This is a genomic window from Azospirillum doebereinerae (genome assembly GCF_003989665.1).
Lineage (GTDB): Bacteria > Pseudomonadota > Alphaproteobacteria > Azospirillales > Azospirillaceae > Azospirillum > Azospirillum doebereinerae.
This window is the reverse complement of sequence record NZ_RZIJ01000014.1, coordinates 183,278-206,194: the sequence shown is the minus strand read 5'-3', so window position 1 is coordinate 206,194 and position 22,917 is coordinate 183,278. Positions and strand designations below refer to the sequence as shown.

At 70.8% G+C, this 22,917-nt stretch carries 16 protein-coding genes and 4 pseudogenes; all 20 read left to right on the top strand.

Features of this window, described 5'->3' with window-relative positions; translation table 11 throughout:
- Positions 1–114: pseudogene (locus tag EJ913_RS32635) on the top strand (IS5/IS1182 family transposase); the annotation flags it as partial.
- A gap of 118 nt (positions 115–232) precedes the next feature.
- Entirely contained in the window at positions 233–430 is a 198-nt protein-coding gene (locus tag EJ913_RS18210; protein ID WP_127000420.1) for a hypothetical protein, read from the top strand.
- A gap of 505 nt (positions 431–935) precedes the next feature.
- A complete protein-coding gene (locus tag EJ913_RS18205; RefSeq protein ID WP_126997632.1) occupies positions 936–1,025 on the top strand; it encodes a K(+)-transporting ATPase subunit F in 90 nt (29 codons plus the stop codon).
- 10 nt (positions 1,026–1,035) lie between these two features.
- Positions 1,036–2,745, top strand: a complete 1,710-nt coding sequence (gene kdpA, locus EJ913_RS18200) for a potassium-transporting ATPase subunit KdpA (RefSeq protein ID WP_127000418.1) — start codon at positions 1,036–1,038, stop codon at positions 2,743–2,745.
- A gap of 14 nt (positions 2,746–2,759) precedes the next feature.
- On the top strand, positions 2,760–4,925 hold the full coding sequence (kdpB, locus tag EJ913_RS18195) for a potassium-transporting ATPase subunit KdpB (protein WP_127000417.1): 2,166 nt from the start codon (positions 2,760–2,762) through the stop codon (positions 4,923–4,925).
- A 14-nt stretch (positions 4,926–4,939) separates the two neighbouring features.
- A complete protein-coding gene (kdpC, locus tag EJ913_RS18190) occupies positions 4,940–5,548 on the top strand; it encodes a potassium-transporting ATPase subunit KdpC (RefSeq protein WP_127000415.1) in 609 nt (202 codons plus the stop codon).
- 70 nt (positions 5,549–5,618) lie between these two features.
- Positions 5,619–8,369, top strand: coding sequence for a DUF4118 domain-containing protein (locus EJ913_RS18185; RefSeq protein WP_127000413.1), 2,751 nt, complete (start codon positions 5,619–5,621; stop codon positions 8,367–8,369).
- Complete coding sequence (locus EJ913_RS18180; protein ID WP_127000411.1) at positions 8,369–9,067, top strand: response regulator; 699 nt, start codon at positions 8,369–8,371, stop codon at positions 9,065–9,067. Before EJ913_RS18185 ends, EJ913_RS18180 begins: the two co-directional genes overlap by 1 nt.
- A 31-nt stretch (positions 9,068–9,098) precedes the next feature.
- Positions 9,099–9,455: pseudogene (locus EJ913_RS33255) on the top strand (PTS sugar transporter subunit IIA); the annotation flags it as partial.
- Between the two features lie 52 nt (positions 9,456–9,507).
- Positions 9,508–9,678 (top strand): annotated as a pseudogene (locus EJ913_RS33250) (hypothetical protein); the annotation flags it as partial.
- A 278-nt stretch (positions 9,679–9,956) separates the two neighbouring features.
- Entirely contained in the window at positions 9,957–10,103 is a 147-nt protein-coding gene (locus tag EJ913_RS32170) for a PhlB family protein (protein WP_211098989.1), read from the top strand.
- A gap of 3 nt (positions 10,104–10,106) precedes the next feature.
- Entirely contained in the window at positions 10,107–10,265 is a 159-nt protein-coding gene (locus EJ913_RS32165; protein ID WP_211098988.1) for a hypothetical protein, read from the top strand.
- A gap of 235 nt (positions 10,266–10,500) precedes the next feature.
- Positions 10,501–11,199: pseudogene (locus tag EJ913_RS33245) on the top strand (thiolase C-terminal domain-containing protein); the annotation flags it as partial.
- Between the two features lie 58 nt (positions 11,200–11,257).
- Positions 11,258–12,400 carry an SDR family oxidoreductase gene (locus EJ913_RS18160; protein ID WP_342353709.1) on the top strand — a complete coding sequence of 381 codons (1,143 nt, stop codon included), beginning with the start codon at positions 11,258–11,260 and terminating at the stop codon, positions 12,398–12,400.
- A 105-nt stretch (positions 12,401–12,505) separates the two neighbouring features.
- Entirely contained in the window at positions 12,506–17,614 is a 5,109-nt protein-coding gene (locus EJ913_RS18150) for an AAA family ATPase (protein WP_244939406.1), read from the top strand.
- Complete coding sequence (locus tag EJ913_RS18145; RefSeq protein WP_127000403.1) at positions 17,611–19,164, top strand: ATP-binding protein; 1,554 nt, start codon at positions 17,611–17,613, stop codon at positions 19,162–19,164. Before EJ913_RS18150 ends, EJ913_RS18145 begins: the two co-directional genes overlap by 4 nt.
- A gap of 5 nt (positions 19,165–19,169) precedes the next feature.
- Positions 19,170–19,805 (top strand): response regulator transcription factor, encoded by a 636-nt coding sequence (locus EJ913_RS18140; RefSeq protein ID WP_238519571.1) that lies wholly within the window; start codon positions 19,170–19,172, stop codon positions 19,803–19,805.
- 148 nt (positions 19,806–19,953) lie between these two features.
- Positions 19,954–20,910, top strand: coding sequence for a helix-turn-helix domain-containing protein (locus EJ913_RS18135; protein WP_244939405.1), 957 nt, complete (start codon positions 19,954–19,956; stop codon positions 20,908–20,910).
- Between the two features lie 183 nt (positions 20,911–21,093).
- Positions 21,094–22,101 carry an alpha/beta fold hydrolase gene (locus tag EJ913_RS18130; protein ID WP_127000401.1) on the top strand — a complete coding sequence of 336 codons (1,008 nt, stop codon included), beginning with the start codon at positions 21,094–21,096 and terminating at the stop codon, positions 22,099–22,101.
- A 66-nt stretch (positions 22,102–22,167) separates the two neighbouring features.
- On the top strand, positions 22,168–22,854 hold the full coding sequence (locus EJ913_RS18125) for a hydrolase (RefSeq protein WP_127000399.1): 687 nt from the start codon (positions 22,168–22,170) through the stop codon (positions 22,852–22,854).
- Positions 22,855–22,917: the final 63 nt, after the last annotated feature.

Below are 22,917 nucleotides of genomic sequence, written 5' to 3'. Positions count from 1 at the left end.
AGCCGCTTCCGCCGCCTGACCGTCCGCTATGAACGACGCGCTGATATCCACCAAGCCTTCTCAACACTCGCCTGCGCCCTCATCGCCTGTAGACGGCTCGAAAGGTTCTGTTAGGCGCTCTAAGGCCCGTTACTATTCCGCACCCCTCGCGCGCACCATCGCTTTTATATGGCCGGCGGCCCTCTTCTAGGGGATCGGCAAAAGCCGTTCCATGATTGGTTGCGAGGGTTCCATGTCTTGGAAATTGGATCACGCGGAACTTGATCGGCACGACCGGCAGCCGGCACCGTCGGGGACGGTGCCGGAGCCGTCTGTGGGCGAGGCGTTCCCCACCCCCGGAGACGTGTTCGGCGAAATGGCGGTGACCATCGCCGTGTTCCTGGCGATCGCGCTGGTCATGCATGTCCTGTTCGACAGGGTCGCGGTTTGAATCCCGCCTGACCGCGTGGGTCCCGACCATCCGCCCGGCGGCCGGAGGAGCATGGAACGCCCTCCATGACCGTCGATCATGCCTTGGGCTGTCCGCTCATCCTGCTGGTCGGCGCGTCCGTCCGGTATCGCGTGACCGAAAGGGCGGAGAGCACGACGGCGTCGGACCGTCGGTCGACGTGTGTATTGCCGCAGCCGCAACCGATCCTGTCATCGCCGCGTATATGGAATTTATACGCTGGCCGCCCGCCGCCCCTCCTCGAATTTATATGCGCTTCCGGCGCATCGTCGGTGGGCCGGGCATGCCTTCCACTCCGTGATCACGGGGCGGGCGGCGTGCCCGGCCTGTCCGCGTCTGCCCCCGCCGTCCCGCTCGCGGCGGCGTCGGGACGCGCCTTTTCGGAGACGAACCATGCTCGACATCCTTGTCCTGGCGCTCACCGTCGGCTTCTTCGCCGGGTCGGTCGCCTACGTCCACGCCTGCGACCGGCTGTGAGGAGGCATCCATGATCCTCGACCACGCGCTGGCCGGTCTCGTCACCGCCGGCCTGCTGGCGTATCTGGTGTACGCCCTGATCCGCCCCGAACGGTTCTGAGGAGCCTCCCATGACCGTCAACGGCTGGATCCAAATCCTCGTCTTCATCGCCCTCGTGGTCGCCGTGACGCGCCCGCTGGGCGGCTTCATGACCGGCGTCTTCAACGGCGGGCGCAACCTTCTCTCACCGGTGTTCGGCCCCGTCGAGCGTGGCCTCTACCGCATCGCCGGGGTGGACGCCAAGGCCGAGCAGCACTGGGTGACCTACGCCGTCTCCATGCTGCTGTTCAGCGTGGCCGGCATGGTGCTGCTCTACGTCCTGCAGCGCCTGCAAGGCGTGCTGCCGCTGAACCCGCAGGACATGGCGGCGGTGCCCGCCGACCTCGCCTTCAACACGGCGGCGAGCTTCGTCGCCAACACCAACTGGCAGAGCTACGGCGGCGAAAGCACCATGGGCCATCTGGTCCAGATGGCCGGGCTGACCGTGCAGAACTTCGTCTCCGCCGCCACCGGCATCGCGCTCGCCGTCGCGCTGGTGCGCGGCTTCGCCCGCGCGTCCGCCCGCACCGTCGGCAATTTCTGGGTCGACCTGACCCGCGCCACCCTCTACGTGCTGCTGCCGCTCGCCTTTCTGATTGCTCTCTTCCTGGTCTGGCAGGGCGTGCCGCAGACGCTGGCCGGGGCGGTGGACGCCACCACGCTGGAAGGCGCGAAACAGACGATCTCCCTCGGCCCCGTCGCCTCGCAGGAGGCGATCAAGATGCTGGGCACCAACGGCGGCGGCTTCTTCAACGCCAACTCCGCCCACCCCTTCGAGAACCCCAACGCGCTGACCAACCTCGTGCAGATGCTGGCGATCTTCGCCATCGGCGCCGGGCTGACCAACGTCTTCGGCCGCATGGTCGGCGACGAGCGCCAGGGCTGGGCGATCCTCGCCGCCATGGGCGTGCTGTTCGTCGCCGGCGCCGCCGTCTGCTACTGGGCCGAGGCCCAGGGCAACCCGGCCTTCGCCGCCTTCGGCGTCGACGGGCTGGCCGGCAACATGGAGGGCAAGGAGACCCGCTTCGGCGTCGCCGCTTCCGCGCTGTTCGCGGTGGTGACCACGGCGGCCTCCTGCGGGGCGGTCAACGCCATGCACGACAGCTTCATGCCGCTGGGCGGCATGGTGCCGATGATCAACATGATGCTGGGCGAGGTCATCATCGGCGGCGTCGGCGCCGGCCTCTACGGCATGCTGATGTTCGCGATCGTCGCGCTGTTCGTCGCCGGGCTGATGGTCGGCCGCACCCCGGAGTATCTCGGCAAGAAGCTGGAGGCGAAGGAGGTCAAGATGACCATGCTCGCCGTGCTCTGCCTGCCGGTGATGATGCTGGGCTGGACCGCCTTTGCCGTGGTGACCGACACCGGCACCGCGTCGATGGCCAACGCCGGCCCGCACGGCTATTCCGAGGCGCTCTACGCCTACGTCTCGGCCGCCGCCAACAACGGCAGCGCCTTCGCCGGGCTGAGCGCCAACACGCTGTGGTACAACCTGACGCTCGCCGTCGCGATGCTGGTCGGCCGCTTCCTGGTGATCGTGCCGATGCTGGCCATCGCCGGCTCGCTGGCGGCCAAGGCTCGCGCGCCCGCCTCGGCCGGCACCTTTCCCACCCATGACGGGCTGTTCGTCGGGCTGCTGGTCGGCGTCATCCTGATCGTCGGCGGCCTCACCTTCTTCCCGGCCCTGGCACTCGGCCCCATCGTCGAGCATCTCGCGATGTCCGCCGGCACCCTCTTCTGATCGGGACCCATCCCATGGAAGCCAAAACGAAAAAATCCGGAACCGAGAAAGCCAGCCGGGCGCAGGCGAGCACGCTGCTGGACCCCGCCATCCTCGGCCCGGCGGTCGCCGGGTCCTTCCGCAAGCTCGACCCGCGCGTCATGGCCCGCAACCCGGTGATGTTCTGCGTCGAGGCCGTCGCCGTCCTGACCACGATCCTGCTGCTGCGCGACGTGGCGACGGGGGCCGGCAACCCCGGCTTCGGCGTGCAGATCGTGGCGTGGCTGTGGTTCACGCTGCTGTTCGCCAACTTCGCCGAGGCGGTGGCGGAGGGACGCGGCAAGGCCCAGGCCGCCAGCCTGCGCAAGACCAGGACCGAAACCGACGCCAAGCGCCTGACCGACCCGGACGCCACGCTGGGGCATGGCTTCAACGGCGGCTACGACGTCGTTTCCGCCACGCGTCTCAAGCCCGGCGACGTGGTGCTGGTCGAGGCCGGCGACCTGATCCCGTCCGACGGCGAGGTGGTGGAGGGCGTCGCCTCGGTCAACGAGGCCGCCATCACCGGCGAATCCGCCCCGGTCATCCGCGAGAGCGGCGGCGACCGCTCGGCGGTGACCGGCGGCACCCAGGTGCTCTCCGACCGCATCAAGGTGCGGATCACGGCGGCGCCGGGATCGACCTTCCTCGACCGGATGATTTCGCTGGTCGAGGGCGCTCAGCGCCAGAAGACGCCCAACGAGATCGCGCTCAACATCCTGTTGGCCGGCATGACGATCATCTTCGTCATCGCCGTGGCGACCGTCCCCAGCTTCGCCGCCTACGCCGGCGGGTCGGTCGGCGTGCTGGTGCTGGTGGCGCTGTTCGTCACGCTGATCCCGACGACCATCGGCGCGCTGCTGTCGGCCATCGGCATCGCCGGCATGGACCGCCTGGTGCGCTTCAACGTGCTGGCGATGTCGGGCCGCGCGGTGGAGGCGGCGGGCGACGTCGACACGCTGCTGCTCGACAAGACCGGCACCATCACGCTGGGCAACCGGCAGGCGACCGAGTTCCTGCCGCTGGCCGGGGTGACCGAGCGCGACCTGGCCGACGCCGCCCAACTCGCCTCGCTGGCCGACGAGACGCCGGAAGGCCGCTCTATCACCGTGCTGGCCAAGGAGAAGTACGGCATCCGCGCCCGCGACATGGCGGAACTCCACGCCTTCTTCGTGCCCTTCACCGCCCAGACCCGGCTCAGCGGCATCGACGCCGAAGGGACGGTGATCCGCAAGGGCGCGGTGGACGCGGTGCTGGCGCATGCGCGGGAGCAGGCACAGGACAGCAACCGTCTGGTCGCCGCCGGCCGCGGCGCGGCGTTGCGCACGGCAACCCCCGCCGACCCGGCCGAGCGTGAAATCCTGACCATCGCCGAGCGGGTCGCCAAGGCCGGCGGCACGCCGCTGGCGGTCGCCCAGGATGGCCGGCTGCTGGGCGTCATCCACCTGAAGGACATCGTCAAGGGCGGCATCCGCGAACGCTTCGCCGCGCTGCGCCAGATGGGCATCCGCACGGTGATGATCACCGGCGACAACCCGATGACCGCCGCCGCCATCGCCGCCGAGGCCGGGGTCGACGATTTCCTGGCCCAGGCGACGCCGGAGGCCAAGCTCCAGCTGATCCGCGACGAGCAGGCGAAGGGCAAGCTGGTCGCCATGTGCGGCGACGGCACCAACGACGCCCCCGCGCTCGCCCAGGCCGACGTCGGGGTGGCGATGAACACCGGCACCATGGCGGCGCGCGAGGCCGGCAACATGGTGGACCTCGACAGCGACCCGACCAAGCTGATCGAGATCGTCGCGATCGGCAAGCAACTGCTGATGACGCGCGGCGCGTTGACCACCTTCTCCATCGCCAACGACGTGGCCAAGTACTTCGCCATCATCCCGGCGATGTTCCTCGCCTTCTACCCGCAGCTCGGCGCGCTGAACGTCATGGGGCTGGCGAGCCCGGAGAGCGCCATCCTGTCGGCGATCATCTTCAACGCGCTGATCATCGTCGCGCTGATCCCGCTGGCCCTGCGGGGCGTCCCGTACCGCGCGGTGGGCGCCGGGGCGCTGCTGCGGCGCAACCTGCTGATCTACGGTCTGGGCGGTCTGGCGGTTCCCTTCGCCGGCATCAAGGCGATCGACCTGCTCGTCACCGCCATCGGCCTCGTCTGAAGGAAACGGACATCATGCTGAAAGAACTGCGTCCCGCCCTGGTGATGACCGCCGCCCTGACGGTCGTCACCGGTCTCGTCTATCCGCTGTCCGTCACCGGCATCGCTCAAGGTTTGTTTCCCCATCAGGCCCAGGGGAGCCTGATCGAGCGCGGCGGGGCGGTGATCGGGTCGGAGCGGATCGGCCAGCCCTTCACCGGCGCGCGCTATTTCCAGCCGCGCCCGTCGGCGACCGGCGGCCCCGACCCGGCGGATCCGTCCAAGACCGTGTCCCAGCCCTACAACGCCGCGAACTCCGGCGGCTCCAACCTCGGCCCGACCTCCAAGGCCCTGGTCGAGCGGGTCCAGGCCGAGGCCGAACGGCTCAAGGCGGAGAATCCGGGCGTGCCGGTGCCCGTGGAGCTGGTGACCGCCTCGGGAAGCGGTCTCGACCCCGATCTGTCGCCGGCCGCCGCCGATTTCCAGGTGCCGCGCGTCGCCAAGGCGCGCGGAATGACGGAGGCGGCGGTCCGCCAGGTGGCCGCCGCCAACACGACGCCGCGCGCCCTGGGGTTTCTCGGCGAACCAACGGTCAACGTGCTGAGGCTCAACCTCGCCCTGGACAAGGCCGCCGGGGGACGGTAGCAGGGCCTGACGATGGCAAAGCCCTCTCCCGGGGCGGGAGAGGGAGCCCTTCCCGGATGAGAACGACGCGATGACCGAGGGCCATTCCGACCACCGCAACGGCCGGCCATCGCCGGACGCGCTGCTGCGCCAAGCGGCGCGGGAGGCGCGCGGCCGGCTCAAGATCTTCCTCGGCGCCGCCCCCGGCGTGGGCAAGACCTTCGAGATGCTGCAGACGGCGCAAGGCCGGCGCCGCGAGGGGATCGACCTCGTCGTCGGCGTGGTGGAGACCCACGGGCGCCGGGAAACCGAGGCGCTGCTCGCCGGGCTGGAGGCGATCCCGCGCCGCCGCATCGACCACAAGGGCCACGGCCTCGACGAGATGGACCTCGACGCCATCCTCGCGCGGCGGCCGGGGATCGCGCTGGTCGACGAGCTGGCCCACACCAACGCCCCCGGCAGCCGGCACGCCAAGCGCTACCTCGACGTCGAGGAGCTGCTGGCGGCCGGCATCGACGTCTACACGACGCTGAACATCCAGCATGTCGAGAGCCTGAACGACGTCGTCGCCAAGATTACCCGCGTGCGCGTGCGCGAGACCGTGCCGGACTCGATCCTCGACCGCGCCGACGACATCGAGGTCATCGACATCACGCCGGACGACCTGATCCAGCGCCTCCGGCAAGGCAAGGTCTACGTCCCGCGCACGGCCGAGCGGGCGATCCGCCATTACTTCTCCCCCGGCAACCTCACCGCCCTGCGCGAACTCGCCTTGCGGCGCACGGCCGAGCGGGTCGACGAGCAACTGCTGACCCACATGCAGGCGCACGCGATCTCCGGCCCCTGGGCGGCCGGCGAACGCCTGCTGGTCTGCATCAACGAGGACGCCACCGGCGCCGCTCTGGTCCGCTACGCCCGCCGCCAAGCCGAGCGGCTGCGCGCCCGCTGGGGGGCGATCCACGTCGAGACCAGCCGCGCGCTGCGCCTGAGCGAAGCCGAACGCGACCGCATCGCCGACACGCTGCGGCTGGTGGAACGGCTGGGCGGCGAGGCCGTGACGGTGCCGGGCCGCGACGTCGCCGACACCGTCGTCGAACACGCGCTCGCCAACAACGTCACCCATCTCGTCATCGCCAAGTCCGGGCGTCCGCGCTGGTCGGAGCTGCTGCACGGGTCGGTGGCGCACAGCCTGATCCGCCGGGCCGGCGACATCAGCGTCCATGTGATCGCCGCCACCTCCGGCGAGCCGATCCCGCCCAAGACGGTCAAGACCGCCACGGCCCGGCGGCGGCCCGGCGCGTGGTGGCCCTACGTCGCCAGCACCGGCTACGTCGTGGCGGCGCTCGGCGTCGGCGAGGCGCTGCAACGGGTGCTGGCGCTGAACAACATGGCGCTGGTCTTCCTCACCGCCGTGCTGGCCAGCGCGGTCACCGGCGGGCTGGGGCCGTCGCTCTACGCCAGCGTCGCCAGCGTGCTGACCTTCAACTACTTCTTCCTGCCGCCGCTCTACACGCTCGACGTCTCCGATCCCGAGAACATCGTCGCGCTGTTCTTCTTCGCGGTGGTCGCGGTGATCGCCAGCAACCTGACCGCCCGCGTGCGGTCCCAGGCGGTGACGGCAAGGGCAAGGGCGAAGACCACCGAGGACCTCTACCTGTTCAGCCGCAAGCTGGCCGGCGTCGTCACCATGGACGACCTGCTGTGGGCCACCGCCTACCAGATCGCGGCGATGCTGAAGGTCCATGTCGTGTTGCTGCTTCCCGATGGCGGCAGCGTGGCGGTGCGCGCCGGCTACCCGCCCGAGGACGTCATCGCGGACGCCGATCTGGCGGCGGCGGTCTGGGCCTGGGAGAACAACCGGCCGACCGGCCGGGGCGCCGACACGCTGCCCGGCGCCAAGTGGCTGTTCCTGCCGATGCGCACCGGGCGTGGCCCGGTCGGCGTCGTCGGCATCGACACCGGCGGAAGCGGGGGGCGGCCCGGCGGCTTGCTGACCCCCGACCAGCGCCGGCTGCTCGACGCGCTGATCGATCAGGCCGCCCTGGCGATCGAGCGGGTGACGCTCGCCGAGGACGTCGACCGCGCCAAGCTGGCGGCGGAGACCGAACGGCTGCGCTCGGCGCTGCTCACCTCGATCTCGCACGATCTGCGCACGCCGCTGGCCTCCATCCTCGGCTCGGCCACCAGCCTCAGCGGCTACGGGCCGATGCTCGACGAGGCCGCCCGCCGGGAGCTGGCCATGACGATCCAGGAGGAGGCCGAGCGGCTGAACCGCTTCATCGCCAACCTTCTCGACATGACCCGGCTGGAATCCGGGGCGATCCGGCCGCGCACCGGCGCGGTCGATCCGGCCGAGGTGGTCGGCAGCGCGCTGGAACGGGTGCGCCGGATCCTCGCCGGGCATCGGGTGGAGATCGACCTCGCCGCCGGCCTGCCGATGGTCGAGATCGACGCGGTGCTGTTCGAGCAGGTCCTGTTCAACCTGCTCGACAACGCCGGCAAATACGCGCCGGACGGCTCGCCGATCACGGTGCGGGCATGGCGGGAAGACGGGCGCGTGCGCATCGAGGTGCTGGACGAGGGCGACGGAATACCGCCCGAGGATGTGGACCGCATCTTCGACAAGTTCTATCGTGTCCACGCCCAGGACCGGCAGCGGGCCGGCACGGGCCTCGGGCTGGCGATCTGCCGGGGCTTCGTGGAGGCGATGGGCGGAACCATCGCCGCCGGCAACCGCCGGGACCGGAGCGGGGCCGTCTTCTCTCTGACCCTTCCCGAAGCCGCCGGGATGCCCGGGCTGGACCCCGAACCTGACCCTGGACTGGATGAGGAGGCCGCGTGATGAAATCGGAGTCCGCACCGTTGCGGGTGCTCGTCGTCGACGACGAGCCGCCGATCCGCCGCTTCCTGCGCACCAGCCTGTCTGCCCAGGGCTACGACATCACCGAGGCCGAGGACGGCGCCAAGGCGCTGGATGAGGTCCGGCGGCGGCTTCCCGATGTGCTGGTGCTCGACCTTGGGCTGCCGGGCGTCGACGGTCTGGAGGTGATCCGGCGCCTGCGCGGCGGCGGCGCGTCCCTGCCGATCATCGTGCTGTCCAGCCGGGCCGACGAGGCCGGCAAGGTCGAGGCGCTCGATCTCGGCGCCGACGACTACGTGACCAAGCCCTTCGGCGTCGACGAGCTGCTGGCCCGCATCCGCGCCGCCATGCGTCACAAGCTGCAGCAGCAGGGCGAGAAGCCGGTGTTCCGCAGCGGCGCCCTGGCGGTCGATCTGGTGCGGCGGATCGTGACGGTGCAGGGGACGGAGGTGAGGTTGTCGCCGCGCGAATACGACCTGCTGCGGCTGCTGGTGGCGCATGCCGGCAAGGTGCTGACCCACCGCCTCATCCTGAAGGAGGTGTGGGGCGGCGAGACCGACATCCAGTATCTGCGCATCTACATCCGCCAGCTGCGCCAGAAGATCGAGCCCGATCCGGAGCGGCCCCACCACATCCTGACCGAGACCGGGGTCGGTTACCGCCTGAGCGCGCCGGACTGACACCGGCGCGCCTCGGGGCGGCGCTCGGCGAATGCGACGAGCTGGACCTTTGCCAACGTCTCATCCCCGCGCGGGTCGTCACCGTACCGCGCGTCGTGGACAAGCCGCATCTTCTGGCCGAACTGGCGCGTCGGGCCGCCGATGCAACGGGTTTGCCGCAAGAAAGCATTCAGGAGAGAATCCTCGCCAGGGAAGCGTTGGGCTCCAGCGGAATCGGCGGGGGGTGGCTATTCCCCACGCCCGGCTCGCGGCTCTCGACCAATCCCTTGGCATCTTCACCCGTTTGGAACACGCGCTGGACTTCGATGCGATCGATGACAAGCCGGTAGACTTGGTGTTTTTGCTCCTGGTTCCGTTGACGGCAACGCACGAGCACCTGCAAGCCCTGGCCTGCGTGTCGCGTTCGTTGCGCGATCCCACCCTGTTGGCCGAGCTGCGCCGTGCGAGGATGCATCGGCCATCCATTTGGCACTTACGCGGCGCAACGGCAGCCACGCATCGCCTCGGCGGTGGCGGAGCGGCTGGGCATTCCGGCCGCCGCCGTCCGCGACGGGCTGGACTCGCGCATCGGCGACAGCGGCGCGGCGCACGCGCCGCTGATGCTGGCCCACGCGCTGGAGCAGGCGAAGGCGGGGGACCTCATCCGCGCCGTCGGCTTTGGGCAGGGCGCCGACGCGCTGGTCTTCCGGGCCACCGGCGCGGCGTGGTCCGGCGCGGGGGTGGAGACGGCGCTGGCCGCCGGGCGGGTGGAGAGCGGCTATGGCCGCTTCGCAGCCCTGACCGGCAGTGTCGAGCGCGATGAGGGCATGCGCGCCGAGCTGGATCTGCAAACCCCGATGACGGTGCTGCACCGCAAGCGGGACATGCTGCTGGGGCTGGTGGGCGGCTGTTGGCGAGCTACGCCGACGTCGATCCGGGCGACCTGTCGGTGGGGGCTCGGCTGCGCATGGTGTTCCGCGTCAAGGACCACGACCCGCGCCGGAATTTCCGTCGTTATTTCTGGAAGGCCGCGCCTGTGCGCGGCGGGGGGCTCTGAGCGATGGCGACGGGAATCCGGGACAAGGTCGCCATCGTCGGCATGGGCTGCACCCGCTTCGGCGAACGCTGGAACGACGGCGCCGAGGATCTGATGGCCGAAGCCTACGCCGAGGCACTGGCCGCTTCTGGTTTGGCGACCAGGGAGATCCAGGCGGCGTAGCTCGCCACCGCCAACGAGGATCTGCATGTCGGACGCAGCGGCATCCCGCTGGCGACCATGCTGCGGCTGCCGCGCATCCCGGTGACGCGGGTGGAAAATTCTGCGCCAGCGGCACCGAGGCCCTGCGCGGCGCGGTCTACGCCGTGGCGTCGGGCGCCTGTAACGTGGCGCTGGCGCTGGGGGTGGAGAAGCTGAAGGACACCGGCTACGGCGGGTTGCCGCAACGCGCGGGGCGCTGAACGCACTGTGGTGGCCGTCCTACACGGCGCCCGGAGCCTTCGCGCAGCTGGCCGAAGTCTACCGGGCCCGCCACGGCCTGTCGCGCGAGGATCTGAAGCGCGCCATGGCCCATGTCTCGGTCAAGAACCACGCCAACGGGGTGGGGAACCCCAAGGCGCATCTGCGCAAGGCCATCACCGAACGGGCGGTGCTCGACGCGCCCATGGTGGCCGACCCGCTCGGGCTGTTCGACTGCTGCGGCGTCAGCGACGGGGCGGCCTGCGCCATCGTCACCACGCCGGACATCGCGCGGGGGCTGGGCAAGCGCGGGACGGTCAGCGTCAAGGCCTTGCAGCTGGCCGTGTCGAACGGCGAGGAGATGGGCTTCGGCGCCTGGGACGGCAGCCATGTCGTGACCGCCCGCGTCGCCGCCCAGCGTGCTTACGCCGAGGCCGGCATCGCCGATCCGCGCCGCGACCTCAGCCTGACCGAGGTGCACGACGGCTTCTCCGTCACCGAACTGGTGACGATGGAGGATCTCGGTCTGTCGCGCGAGGGCGGTGCGGTGCGCGACGTGCTCGACGGGGTGTTCGACGCGGACGGCGCGCTGCCCTGCCAGATCGACGGCGGGCTGAAATGCTTCGGCCATCCCATCGGCGCCTCGGGCCTGCGGATGGTCTACGAGCTGTACCTGCAACGGCTGGGGCGCGCCGGGCCGCGCCAGCGCTCCGACGTGCGTCTGGGGCTGACCCACAATCTGGGCGGCTCGGCGAATGACGGGGGACAGCGGCATGCTGGCGGGCAAGGCGGTGGTGGTGACGGGCGCCGGGCGCGGCATCGGGCGGGAGATCGCGCTGGAGTTCGCCCGCCACGGCGCGCGGGTGGTGGTGAACGATCTCGGCGTCGCGGTGAACGGAACGGAGACCGACGGCGAAAGCCCGGCCGGCGAGGTCGTCCGCCGGATCCGCGAAGCGGGCGGGGAGGCGGTCGCCAACGCCGACAGCGTCGCCGACTGGGCCGGCGCGCATCGCATCGTCGAGACGGCGCTGGACCATTTCGGGCGGATCGACGCGGTGGTGAACAACGCCGGCATTCTGCGCGACGGCATGTTCCACAAGATGACGGAGGAGGATTTCGACGCGGTGATGGGCGTGCACCTGAAGGGTGCCTTCAACGTCGCCCGCGCCGCCGCCCCGCATTTCCGCAAGCAGCAATCCGGCGCCTACGTCCACATGACGTCGAACTCGGCGCTGATCGGCAACCTTGGCCAAGCCAACTACATGGCGGCCAAGCTGGGCGTGGTTGGCCTGTCCAGGTCCATCGCGCTGGACATGCAGGCGTTCGGCGTGCGCTCCAACTGCGTGTCGCCGTCGGCCGCGACCCGCATGGGCGACACCGTGCCGGTCGCGACGGAGGAGCAGCGCCTGCGCGCCCAGCGCCGCTTGAGCATGACCGCCGATAGGATCGCGCCACTGGCCGTCTTCCTGGCGAGCGACGCGGCCCGCGACGTCAACGGCCAGATCTTCGCGGTCCGCCGCAACGAGGTTTTCCTGATGAGCCAATCGCGCCCGTTGCGCGCCTTGCACCGGTCGGAGGGGGGGGACGGTGGAGACGCTGGCCGACCATCTGCTGCCGGCGCTTCGCCCGTCGCTGATGCCGCTCGACCGTGTGTCCGACGTCTTCGGGTGGGATCCGGTGTGACGGACGTCGGCTTGTTGCGCGGACAGAACGGAGCCTTGCCGCCGAGGACACCCGCCTCGGCGCTGCCGGCCAGCGGCGACACGCCGCCGAGCCTGATCCGGACGGAGCCGATGCCGCCGGACGATGTCATCGCCTTCTTTTCGGCCGGCGCTCCGGGATCCGCCCCGGAAGCCTCCGTCTCGCAGGCTGGGCGCCGTACCGATCCGGCGCCGTGACGCGGCGGACCCGTTCCGGCTCCATCTTGCATCTGTCCGGAAAACCCCGCCCATGCCACTGTGCGCGAAGCCCGCGTGGAGAAGGGCCGTTGCATGGGTGCGAACATGGATTATCCGGCGGACTCCGGTCCCGGCGTCATTATTCTGGGGAGCGATGGCGAGACCCGGCTTGCGCGGGTGACGCGCCCGGGCCAACCCTTTCCCATCCTGACCCGGATGGCGGAACCGGATGGCCGGGCGGCGGCGGTTCTGGACCTTCTGCAGCGGGAGCGCGATCTCGCCCGCCGTCTCGATCCCGCCTGGGCGGTCAAGCCACTCGATCTGGGGGATCCCCGCGATCCGCCGGTGCTGACGATGGCGGATCCGGGCGGGCAGCCGCTCTGCGCGCTCGCGCTCGCGACGATGACCTTTCACCAGCGGCTTGCCCTTGCGGTGCGGATCGTGGAAGCGGTCGCGCCGCTGCATCGGCGCGGGCTGCTGCACCGCGACCTGCGGCCCTTCAACCTGCTTGTCGGCGGCGACGGGGGCGGCGACGGGGGCGGCGCCGGCCGGATCGGCAACGGGTGGACGGTGCGGCTGACCGGCTTCGGCCGGGCCTGCGTGCCGTCAGCCGTCTCCCCGCCCGGCGAAGCGGTGGCCGAGTTTCCCCCCCAGCCCGCCTACATGGCGCCGGAGCAGAGCGGCCGGATGAACCGCCCGGTCGATCGGCGCAGCGACCTCTACACGCTCGGCGTCACCCTGTACGAGCTGTTCACCGGAGCGTTGCCCTTCATGGCGCGCGAGCCGATGGAATGGATCCATTGCCATCTGGCCCGCCCCCCGATTCCCCCGTCCGACCACAGCCCCGACCTGCCGCCCGCGATCTCCGACCTGCTGCTCCGGCTGCTCGCCAAGACGGCCGAGGAGCGCTACCAGAGCGCCGAGGGCCTCGGGCGCGACCTTGCCGAGGCGTTGCGGCTGTGGGAAACCCAGGGCCGCATCCCGTCCTTTCCGGCCGGCCTGCCTCCGGTTGGCCAGCGCGAACGGCCGGAGGGGCTCGTCCCGCCGCCGGCGCTCCATGGTCGCGAACAGCCGGTGTCCACCCTGCAGGCGGCCTTCGACCGTGTCGCCGGGCACGGCCGGATGGGCGTCGTCCTGGTCGCCGGCCGCTCGGGCATCGGCAAATCCTCCGTCGTCCGGTCCCTGGAGGAGCAGGTCGTGCCGCCGCGCGGGCTGTTCGCCGCCGGCAAGTTCGACCAGGGTCGGCGGGAGTTGCCCTACGCCAGTCTGGCCGACGCCTTCCGGGGGCTGGTCGACCGCATCCTCCACCAGCCGGCTCCGCAGCAGGATCATTGGCGGCGCGAGCTGCGCGAGGCGGTCAGCGACAACGGGGCGTTGATGACCGCCCTGATCCCGAACCTCGCCCTGCTGATCGGCGACTTGCCGGAGGCCGCGGCGCTGCCGCCGCAGGAGACGCAGAACCGGTTCGACCGGCTGTTCCGCCGGGTCCTCCAGGTCTTCGCCCGTCCCGAGCATCCGCTTGTCCTGTTCCTCGACGACCTGCAGTGGCTCGACCGCGCCACTTTCGATCTGCTCGACCGGCTGTTCGCCCAGGGCGGTGTCGCCCATCTGCTGCTGGTCGGTGCCTACCGCAGCGACGAGATCGGGGCCGGGCATCCGCTGCGGGCGCTGATCCAGCGGGTGGAGGCGGCCGGGCGCGACCTCGACCACGAGGAGATCGCGCTGGCGCCGCTGGCGCCCGCCGACCTCCGGCGGATGGTCGCCGACAGTCTGGGCCGCGTGCCGGAGGAGGTGGCGGCGCTCGCCGACCTGCTGCACGGGCGGACGGGGGGCAACCCCTTCTTCGCGGCGCAGCTCCTGATCGCGCTGGAGCGTTCCGGGCGTCTGCGCTTCGATCCGGAGTGTGAACGCTGGAACTGGGACATCGACGCGGTCCGGGACGCGATCCGGGCGGCGCGGCCGGGCGACGGCGTCGCCACGCTGATGACCGAACGGCTCGGCCGCTTTCCGCCGGTGACGCGGGATCTGCTGGCCCGCCTCGCCGGCCTTGGCGCCGGCGTCCGGCTCGCCACCCTCGCGCTTGCCAGCGGCCTGCCGGCCGACGCGGTCGAGCGGTCGCTGGAGGCGGTCGTCGCCGAGGGGCTGCTGCTGCGGAGCGGGGAGGGTTACCGTTTCCTTCACGACCGGGTGCAGGAGGGGGCCCTCGCCCTGGTGCCGGAGGCGGAGCGGGGCGCCCTCCATCTCGCCATCGCCCGCGCCCTGCGCGGCGGGCTCGCCGACGCTGCGGCGGCCGGTGCCGCAGTGGCCGGTACCGACGAGGGGCTGTTCGAGGTGGTCGGCCAGTACGACCGCTGCCTTCCCCTGGTCGAGGACCCCGTCGAGCGGGAGGAGGTGGCGGCGCTCCATCTGGCCGCCGGCCACCGGGCCAAGGCCGCCAGCGCCCACGGGTCGGCCCTGGCCTATGCCCTGGGTGGCCTGTCGCTGCTCGATGCGCCGCTGCCCGGCGGCGACCGCCGGCACCGGTTGAGCTTCGCCCTGGAGCATCTGCGCGCCGAGTGCGAGTTCCTGAACGGCGACCTGTCGCTGGCCGAGCAGCGCCTTCGCGATCTCGTCGGGCGGGCGGAGGCCCCGGCCGACCGCGCGGCCATCACCGCGCTGCTGGTGACCGTTCACACCGCCACCGACCGCAGCGACCGGGCGATCGACAGTTGCCTGGCCTATCTGCGGAGGGTCGGGATCGACTGGTCGCCCCATCCGCCCTGCGAGCTGGTCGAGCAGGAGTATCGGCGGCTGCGGGCGGCCATCGGCGAGCGGTCCATCGCCTCCCTGGCGGCGCTCCCCACCGCCGCCGACCCGGACATCCGGGCGACCCTGGACGTGCTGGCCGCCGCCCTGCCGCCCGCCTTCTTCAGCGACCGCAATCTGGTCTGCCTGATCCTGTGCCGCATGGCGAACCTGTCGCTGGAACGCGGCAAGAGCGAGGCTTCCGCCCTCGGCTTCGCCTATCTCGGCATGGTCGCCGGGCCCTATTTCGGCGACTACGCCGCCGGCTACGCATTCGGACGGCTCGGCTTCGACCTTGACGAACATGGCGGCCGGACCCGCTACCGGGCGCGGGTGCTGATGACCTTCGCCTATCACGTGGTGCCGTGGACGCGCGACGTCCGCAGCGAACGGCCGCTGCTGCTGCGCGCCTTCGAGGAGGCGCGCGAGACCGGCGACGTCACCTACGGCGGCTTCACCAGCGTCACGCTGGTCACCAGCATGCTGGCGGCGGGCGACCCGCTGGCGGCCGTCCAGAGGGCGGCGGAGACGCGGCTCGCCTATGTCCGGCAGGTCCGCTTCGGTCTGTGCATCGACATCCTGACCACCCAGTTGCAGACCGTCCGGGCCCTGCGCGGCCTGACCGGCGCGGTCGGGTCGCTCGGCGCGCCCGATTTCGACAACGCCGCCTTCGAGGCCCGGCTGCTCGCCAACCCCAGCCTGGACATCGCCACCTGCTGGCACGGGATCCGGACTCTTCAGCTCCGCTGCATCGCCGGCGAGCCGGCCGCCGCCGTCGAGGCCGCCGAACGGGCCGAACGGCTGCTGTGGACCAGCTCCGGCCATCTGGAGATGGCCGAGTTCCATTTCTATGGCGCGCTGGCGCGGGCGGGCCTGCTGGGCGACGGCGTGGACGCCGAAGCGTCCCGCCACGCGGCGGCCTTCGCCGGGCACCGCGACCAGTTGCGGGAGTGGGCCGGACACAACCCCGACGGCTTCGAGGCGCGCTTCGCCCTGGTCGAGGCGGAGGCGGCGCGGATCGACGGCCGGACCGAGGAGGCGATGCGCGGCTACGACCGCGCGGCGCAGGCGGCGCGCCGGAACGCCCTGCCGCATGTCGAGGCGCTGGCCCACGAACGCGCCGCCGGCTTCTACCGCCGGCTCGGCCTGGCCACGCTCGAACGCGCCTGCCTGCGCGAGGCGCGGGCCGGCTACGGGCGCTGGGGGGCCGTGGCCAAGGTCCGGCAACTCGACCAGCGTCATCCCGATCTGATCGCCGATCAGGGCGGAGCGGCGCCGCCGGAGCCGCCACGCACCCTCGACGGGGCCGATCTGGCGATGCTGCTGGAGACCTTGCGGGCGGTGTCCGATCAGGCGAGCGTCGAGCAGCTCACCACCACCCTGCTGACCCTGGTGCTGGAGCAGGCCGGCGCCAGCCGCGGGCTGCTGATCCTTGCCCGCGACGGCCGGCTGCGGGTGGAGGCGGAGGCGTCCACCGGCCTCGACGGGGTGTCCGTCCGTCTCGTGCAGGAGGACGCCGACCGCGTTCCGCTGCCGCACGCGATGATCCACGGCGCCATCCGCGACCAGGAGACGCTGATCGTCGACGACACGCGCGCCCCCGGCCCCTACGCGGCGGAGCCCTATGTCCGCGACACCGAGGCGCGCTCCATCCTGTGCATGCCGCTGGTCCGTCAGGCGCGGGTCGTCGGCCTGCTCCATCTCGAAAACGCGCTGGCGACCCACGCCTTCACCCGCAAGCGGGTCGACGTGCTGACGCTGCTGGGCGCGCAGGCCGCCGCCTCCCTGGAGACGGCGACGCTGGAGGAGAAGGAGGCGCTGTTGAAGGAGGTCCATCACCGGGTGAAGAACAACCTCCAGCTCGTGACCAGCCTCCTGAACCTCCAGGCGAACCGCATCGAGGATCCGGAGGTGGCGGCCCTGTTCGCCGACAGCCGCGACCGCGTCCGCTCGATGGCGCTGGTGCACGAGAACCTGTACCGGCTCGGCAACTTCGCGCGGGTGCCGATGCGGGCGCATTTGGAATCGGTGTGCGCCCATCTGCTGCGGGCCTACGCCCCGCGGACCGGGGCGGTCCGGCTGGAAACCGAACTGGAGGATCTGAAGCTCGACCTCGACCGCGCGGTGCCCTGCGGCCTGATCGTCAACGAGCTGGTCTCCAACGCGCTGAAGCACGCCTTTCCCGACGGGCGGGACGGGGTGCTGCGCGTCGCCCTTACCACGGATGGGGAGGTTGGCCGCTTGTCCGTCCGCGACGACGGTGTGGGCTTGCCGGGCGACCATGATCCCGATAAGTTGGACACCGTCGGCCTTCAGCTTGTCGATGATTTGACCAGCCAATTGCACGGAACCTTGCAACACAACTCCAGAGCGGGAACCGAGTTCGTCGTCACCTTTCCTTTGGAAGGTCGGAACCGGGGGGATGAATGAACGCGGCTCGTATTCTCGTCGTTGAAGACGACCGCATCGTCGCGCGCGACATCCAGCAGCAACTTGCCCGGATGGGCCATGTGGTGGTCGGCACCTCCGCCAGCGGGGAGGACGCCATCCGCCTTGCCGGCCGCCACCAGCCGGATCTGGTGCTGATGGACATCCGGCTGGAAGGGGAGATGGACGGGATCGAGGCGGCGCGCCGGATCCGCGACACCCACCGCATCCCGATCGTCTTCCTGACCGCCTACGCCAACGACGAGACCGTGCGCCGCGCCAGCCTGACCGAGCCCTTCGGCTATCTGCTGAAGCCGTTCGAGGAACCGCAGATGCGGACCGTCATCCAGATGGCGCTGTACAAGCACGCCAGCGACGCCAAGCTGCGGATGAGCGAGCGGCGCTACGCCACCACGCTGGCCAGCATCCGAGACGGCGTCATCCTGTGCGACGGCGACGGTCGGATCGGTTTCATGAACCGGGCGGCCGAGACGATGACCGGCTGGACGGCGGCGGAGGCGGCGGGCCTGCCGCTCGCCACGGTCTTCGTCGCCGTGGACGAGGAGACGCAGGAGCCGCTGGAGGATTTCGCCGCGCTCGCCCTGCGCAGCGGCCCGCTCGCCCCGCCGGAGCGCCTGTCCAGGCTGCTGCCGCGCGAGGCACCGGCCGGAACCGCCGGTGCCGTGGTCCCCGGCGTCGTGCTCCCAGGCGTGGTGGTGGAGGAGCGTTGCTCGGCCGTCATCGACGACCGGGGCCAGGTGGCGGGCGCCATCCTGGTGTTCAGCGACCTGACCCAGCGCCGGCAGATCGCCGAGGCCCTGCGCCGGGCCGAGGCCGACCTCGCCCATATCGGCCGCCTGACCATGATGGGAGAGCTGGCGGCGGCGATCGCCCACGAGGTCAACCAGCCGCTGATGGCGGTCGTCACCAACGCCGGCACCTGTCTGCAGCACCTTTCGAAGGCCAAGCCCGATCAGGGCAAGACCCGCGCCGTGGTCGAGCGGATCGTCCGCGACGCCCAGCGGGCGGGCGATGTCGTCCGCAGCATCCGCGCGTTGGCCCGGAGGACCCCGGCCGAACCCGGCTGGGTCGACATCAGCGCGCTGATCGCCGACACGCTGGCGCTGGTGCGGGCCGAGCTGCGGCGGGCGCGGATCCGGGTGGAAACCGACCTGATCCAGGGGCCGCCCTGGGTCCACGGCGACCGGGTGCAGCTCCAGCAGCTCGTGCTGAACCTCGTGATGAACGCCATCGAGGCGATGGCCGCGCCGGAGACCGACGACCGGCGGCTGCGCATCACCACCGACGCCGAAGAGGACCGCATCCGCGTCCGCGTCGAGGACAGCGGCGTCGGCATCGCCGAGGCCGACGCCGAGACCCTGTTCCGGGCGCTCTACACCACCAAGCCGGACGGGCTGGGCATGGGCCTGTCGATCAGCCGGTCCATCGTCGAGCTTCACGGCGGGCGGCTGACCGCGGAGCCCGCCGTGCCGCGCGGAAGCGTGTTCGAATTCGTGCTGCCTGTGAAGCCCGTGAAACCCGGGAGGGAATGATGGGAATGAGGGCCGAGGACAGCGCGACCGTCGTGATCATCGACGACGACGAGGCGGTGCGCGAGGCGCTGGAAGGGTTGCTCGATTCCGTGGGGCTTCGGGTAAGGAGCTTCGCGTCGGTGCAGCAGTATGTCGATCTCGGCCCGGCCATCGACGCCGGCTGCATGGTGCTGGACGTCCGGTTGCCCGGACGCAGCGGCCTGGATTTCCACGCCGAACTCGCCCGCTCCCCGGCCCGCCTGCCGGTGATCCTCATCAGCGGCCACGCCGACGTGCCGATGTCGGTGCGCGCCATGAAGGCCGGGGCCTTCGAATTCCTGACCAAGCCGGTCCATCACCAGGAACTGCTGGACGCCATCCACGCGGCCATGGCGAGCAGCCGCGAGCAATGCGACCGCGAGCGCGGCCTCGTCGCCCACCGCACCCGCTTCGACAGCCTGACGGCGCGCGAGCGCGAGGTGACGTTGATGGTGGTGTCCGGCCGGCGCAACAAGCAGATCGCCGGCGATCTCGGCCTCAGCGAGGCGACGGTGAAGCTGCACCGCGGGCAGGCCATGCGCAAGCTGGAGGCGCAGTCGGTCGTGGAGCTGGTCCGCATCGTCGACAGCCTGATACCGCCGGCCTACCGCCCCGCATCCTAGACCAAGGTCTAGGACCGCTCGCCCCAAGCATGGCGAAACCCAATCTCCGTTCAGTAGTTTTGCGCAACGACCATCGCTTACCCTGCGACACAAGGAAGCAGTCGGCCGCCGGGGCCGGAGGCGCCCGGACCGGACAAGGGAGGCAACGATGGCGACGGCGATGGCCGCTGGAAGCAATCTCGACCTGAGCTTCATTCCGGCGCCGGCCAAGCCGGAGGTTCTGACCCGCCGGCTCGGGCGGGGGACGGTGGGGATCGCGCGGGTCCGCTGCGCCACCGACGGGCTGGGTCCGCTCGACGCCCCGGCGATCGAGAACGCCTTCCTGATCAGCCACCACCTGTCGCATTTTCATTCCGACATCCGGGTCGACGGCAAGCCGGTGGTGAAGCCGCGCGACATCGCCGGGCTCACCACCATCCACGATTTCCGGCACGACATCGCCTGCCACATCCACACGGCCTTCGACACGATGACCTTCCACCTGCCGCGCGTCGTGCTGGAAGCGGTCTTCCCGGACGATGGGCCGGAGCAGTTCGAAGATCTCGACATCGAGCCAAGCGGCTGCGTCGCCGACCCGACCATCGCGGCGGTGGCCGCCGCCATGCTGCCGGCGCTCGCCATGCCGGAACGGATCAGCCTGCTGTTCCTCGACCATGTGAGCTGCGCCCTGGCGACGCACGTCGCCGCCGTCTATGGCCGGCTGTCCACGGCCCGGACCGGCGGCGCGCTCGCCCCCTGGCAGGAGCGCCGGGCCAAGGAGATGATCGCCGCCCGGCTGGACGGTGAGATCCGGCTGGCCGAGTTGGCGGCCGAATGCCGGCTGTCGGTCGGTCATTTCGCCCGCGCCTTCCGGCAGACCACCGACACCTCCCCCCACCAATGGCTGCTCCAGCGCCGCGTCGAGCACGCCAAGACGCTGATGCGGGACGGCGGGCAAACGTTGGCCGACGTGGCGCTCGCCTGCGGCTTCGCCGACCAGAGCCATTTTTCCCGCACGTTTCGGCGCCTGACCGGCGTCACGCCCCGCGCCTGGCGTCACCGCAACGCCGCCGCGGGGGCGACGGCGCACGCTTCGGCGAGGCCGGCGGACAGCCTGCCCGTCTGATTGCCCGTGTCCGACCGACCCGTCCGGGCCGGCGTGCCGCTCGCCGGAATGCGCGGAACAGTCAAAAGCCGTTCCGAAGAGGCAATCCGCCCGCCCGCCGCTTCGCTAGCATCGCCGAATCACGACAGGACCTGCCGGCCGCGTCTTCGACGCCGGGTCCGGCGACGCCTCAATGGAATCCGCATGGACAGCCACGATCTCCACCCGTCACGCCGGGCGGTTCTTTCCGCCGCCGCCCTTTCCCTCGCCGGCAGCGGGTTTCTGGGAGCGCTCGCACCCCCGGCGGCCGCGCAGACCGCGCCCGCCGGCCCCGACACCAAGGCACCCCACACCAAGCCACAAGGAACGCACGCCATGTTGCAGGGCAGCTACGTGACCACCAAGGACGGTGTCCAGATCCACGTCAAGCAGTGGGGGCCGCAGAGCGGTCAGCCGGTCGTCTTCAGCCACGGCTGGCCGTTGTCCGCCGACGCCTTCGAGGACCAGATGCTGTTCCTGGCCCAGCGCGGCTACCGCGCGATCGCCCATGACCGGCGCGGCCACGGGCGCTCCTCGCAGCCGGGCTTCGGCAACGACATGGACCATTACGCCGACGACCTCGCGGCCGTCACCGAGGCGCTGAACCTCAAGGGCGCCGTCCATGTCGGCCATTCCACCGGCGGCGGCGAGGTCGCCCGTTACATCGGCCGCCACGGCGTGTCGCGCGTCGCCAAGGCGGTGCTGATCGGCGCCGTCACGCCGATCATGGTGAGAACCGCTTGGAACCCCGAGGGGGTGCCGCCGGAGGTGTTCGACGGCATCCGCGCCGGCGTGCGGGCCGACCGCGCCCAGTGGTTCAAGGACTTCGCCCCGGTCTTCTACGGCTACAACCGCCCCGGCGCCAAGCCCTCGCAGGGCGTGATGGACAGCTTCTGGACGCAGGGCATGCAGGGCGGCCTGCTCGCCCAGTACGAGTGCGTCAAGGCCTTCTCGGAGACCGACCTGCGCGAGGACCTGAAGAAGATGATCGTGCCGACGCTGGTGCTGCACGGCGACGATGACCAGGTCGTGCCGCTGGCGACCACCGGCAAGGCCGCCGTCGCCCTGCTGCCGAAGGGCACGCTGACCATCGTTCCCGGCGCCCCGCACGGCCTGTGCGCCACGCACAAGGACGTGGTGAACGAGGCGCTGCTCGCCTTCCTCAAGGCCTGACCCTTCGGTTCGGCCGCCCCTTTTCCAATCCCACAACCCCGATCGCGACCACAAGGGACAGACACAATGACCTTCCAGGCCAAGAAGCTGCTGAGCGCCGATGACACCGTCTTCCTCTTCATCGACCACCAGCCGCAGATGTCCTTCGGCGTCGTCAACATCGACCGCCAGCAGCTCAAGAACAACACGATCGCGCTGGCCAAGACCGCCAAGCTGTTCGGCGCCACCACCATCCTGACCGCCGTCGAGACCGAGAGCTTCTCAGGCTACATCTGGCCGGAGCTGATGGACGTGCTGCAGCAGACGCCGATCGAGCGCACCTCGATGAACAGCTGGGATTCGGAGGCGCTGGTCGCCGCCATCAAGGCGACCGGCAAGAAGAAGCTGGTCATCGCCGCGCTGTGGACCGAGGCCTGCCTGCTGTTCCCGACGCTGTGCGCGCTGGAGGAGGGCTTCGAGGTCTACATCGTCACCGACGCGTCCGGCGGCACCTCGCAGGAATCGCACGACGCCGCCGTCCGCCGCATGGAGCAGGCCGGCGCCCAGTCGATGACCTCGGTCACCGTGCTGCTGGAGTTGCAGCGCGACTGGGCCAAGCGCGGCACCTACGACGGTGTCATGACCATCGTGCGCGAGCATTTCGGCGCCTACGGCATGGGCGTCGACTACGCCTACACCATGGTGCACAAGGCGCCGCAGCGGGGCGCCTTCCCGCACAAGGTCGTCGGCGCCGCCACGCACGAGCACGCCTGACCGGGAAAACTTGGGCCCTTCTCCCCTTGCGGGAGAGGGGCTTCCCGCCGCTCCCGGCTCCAT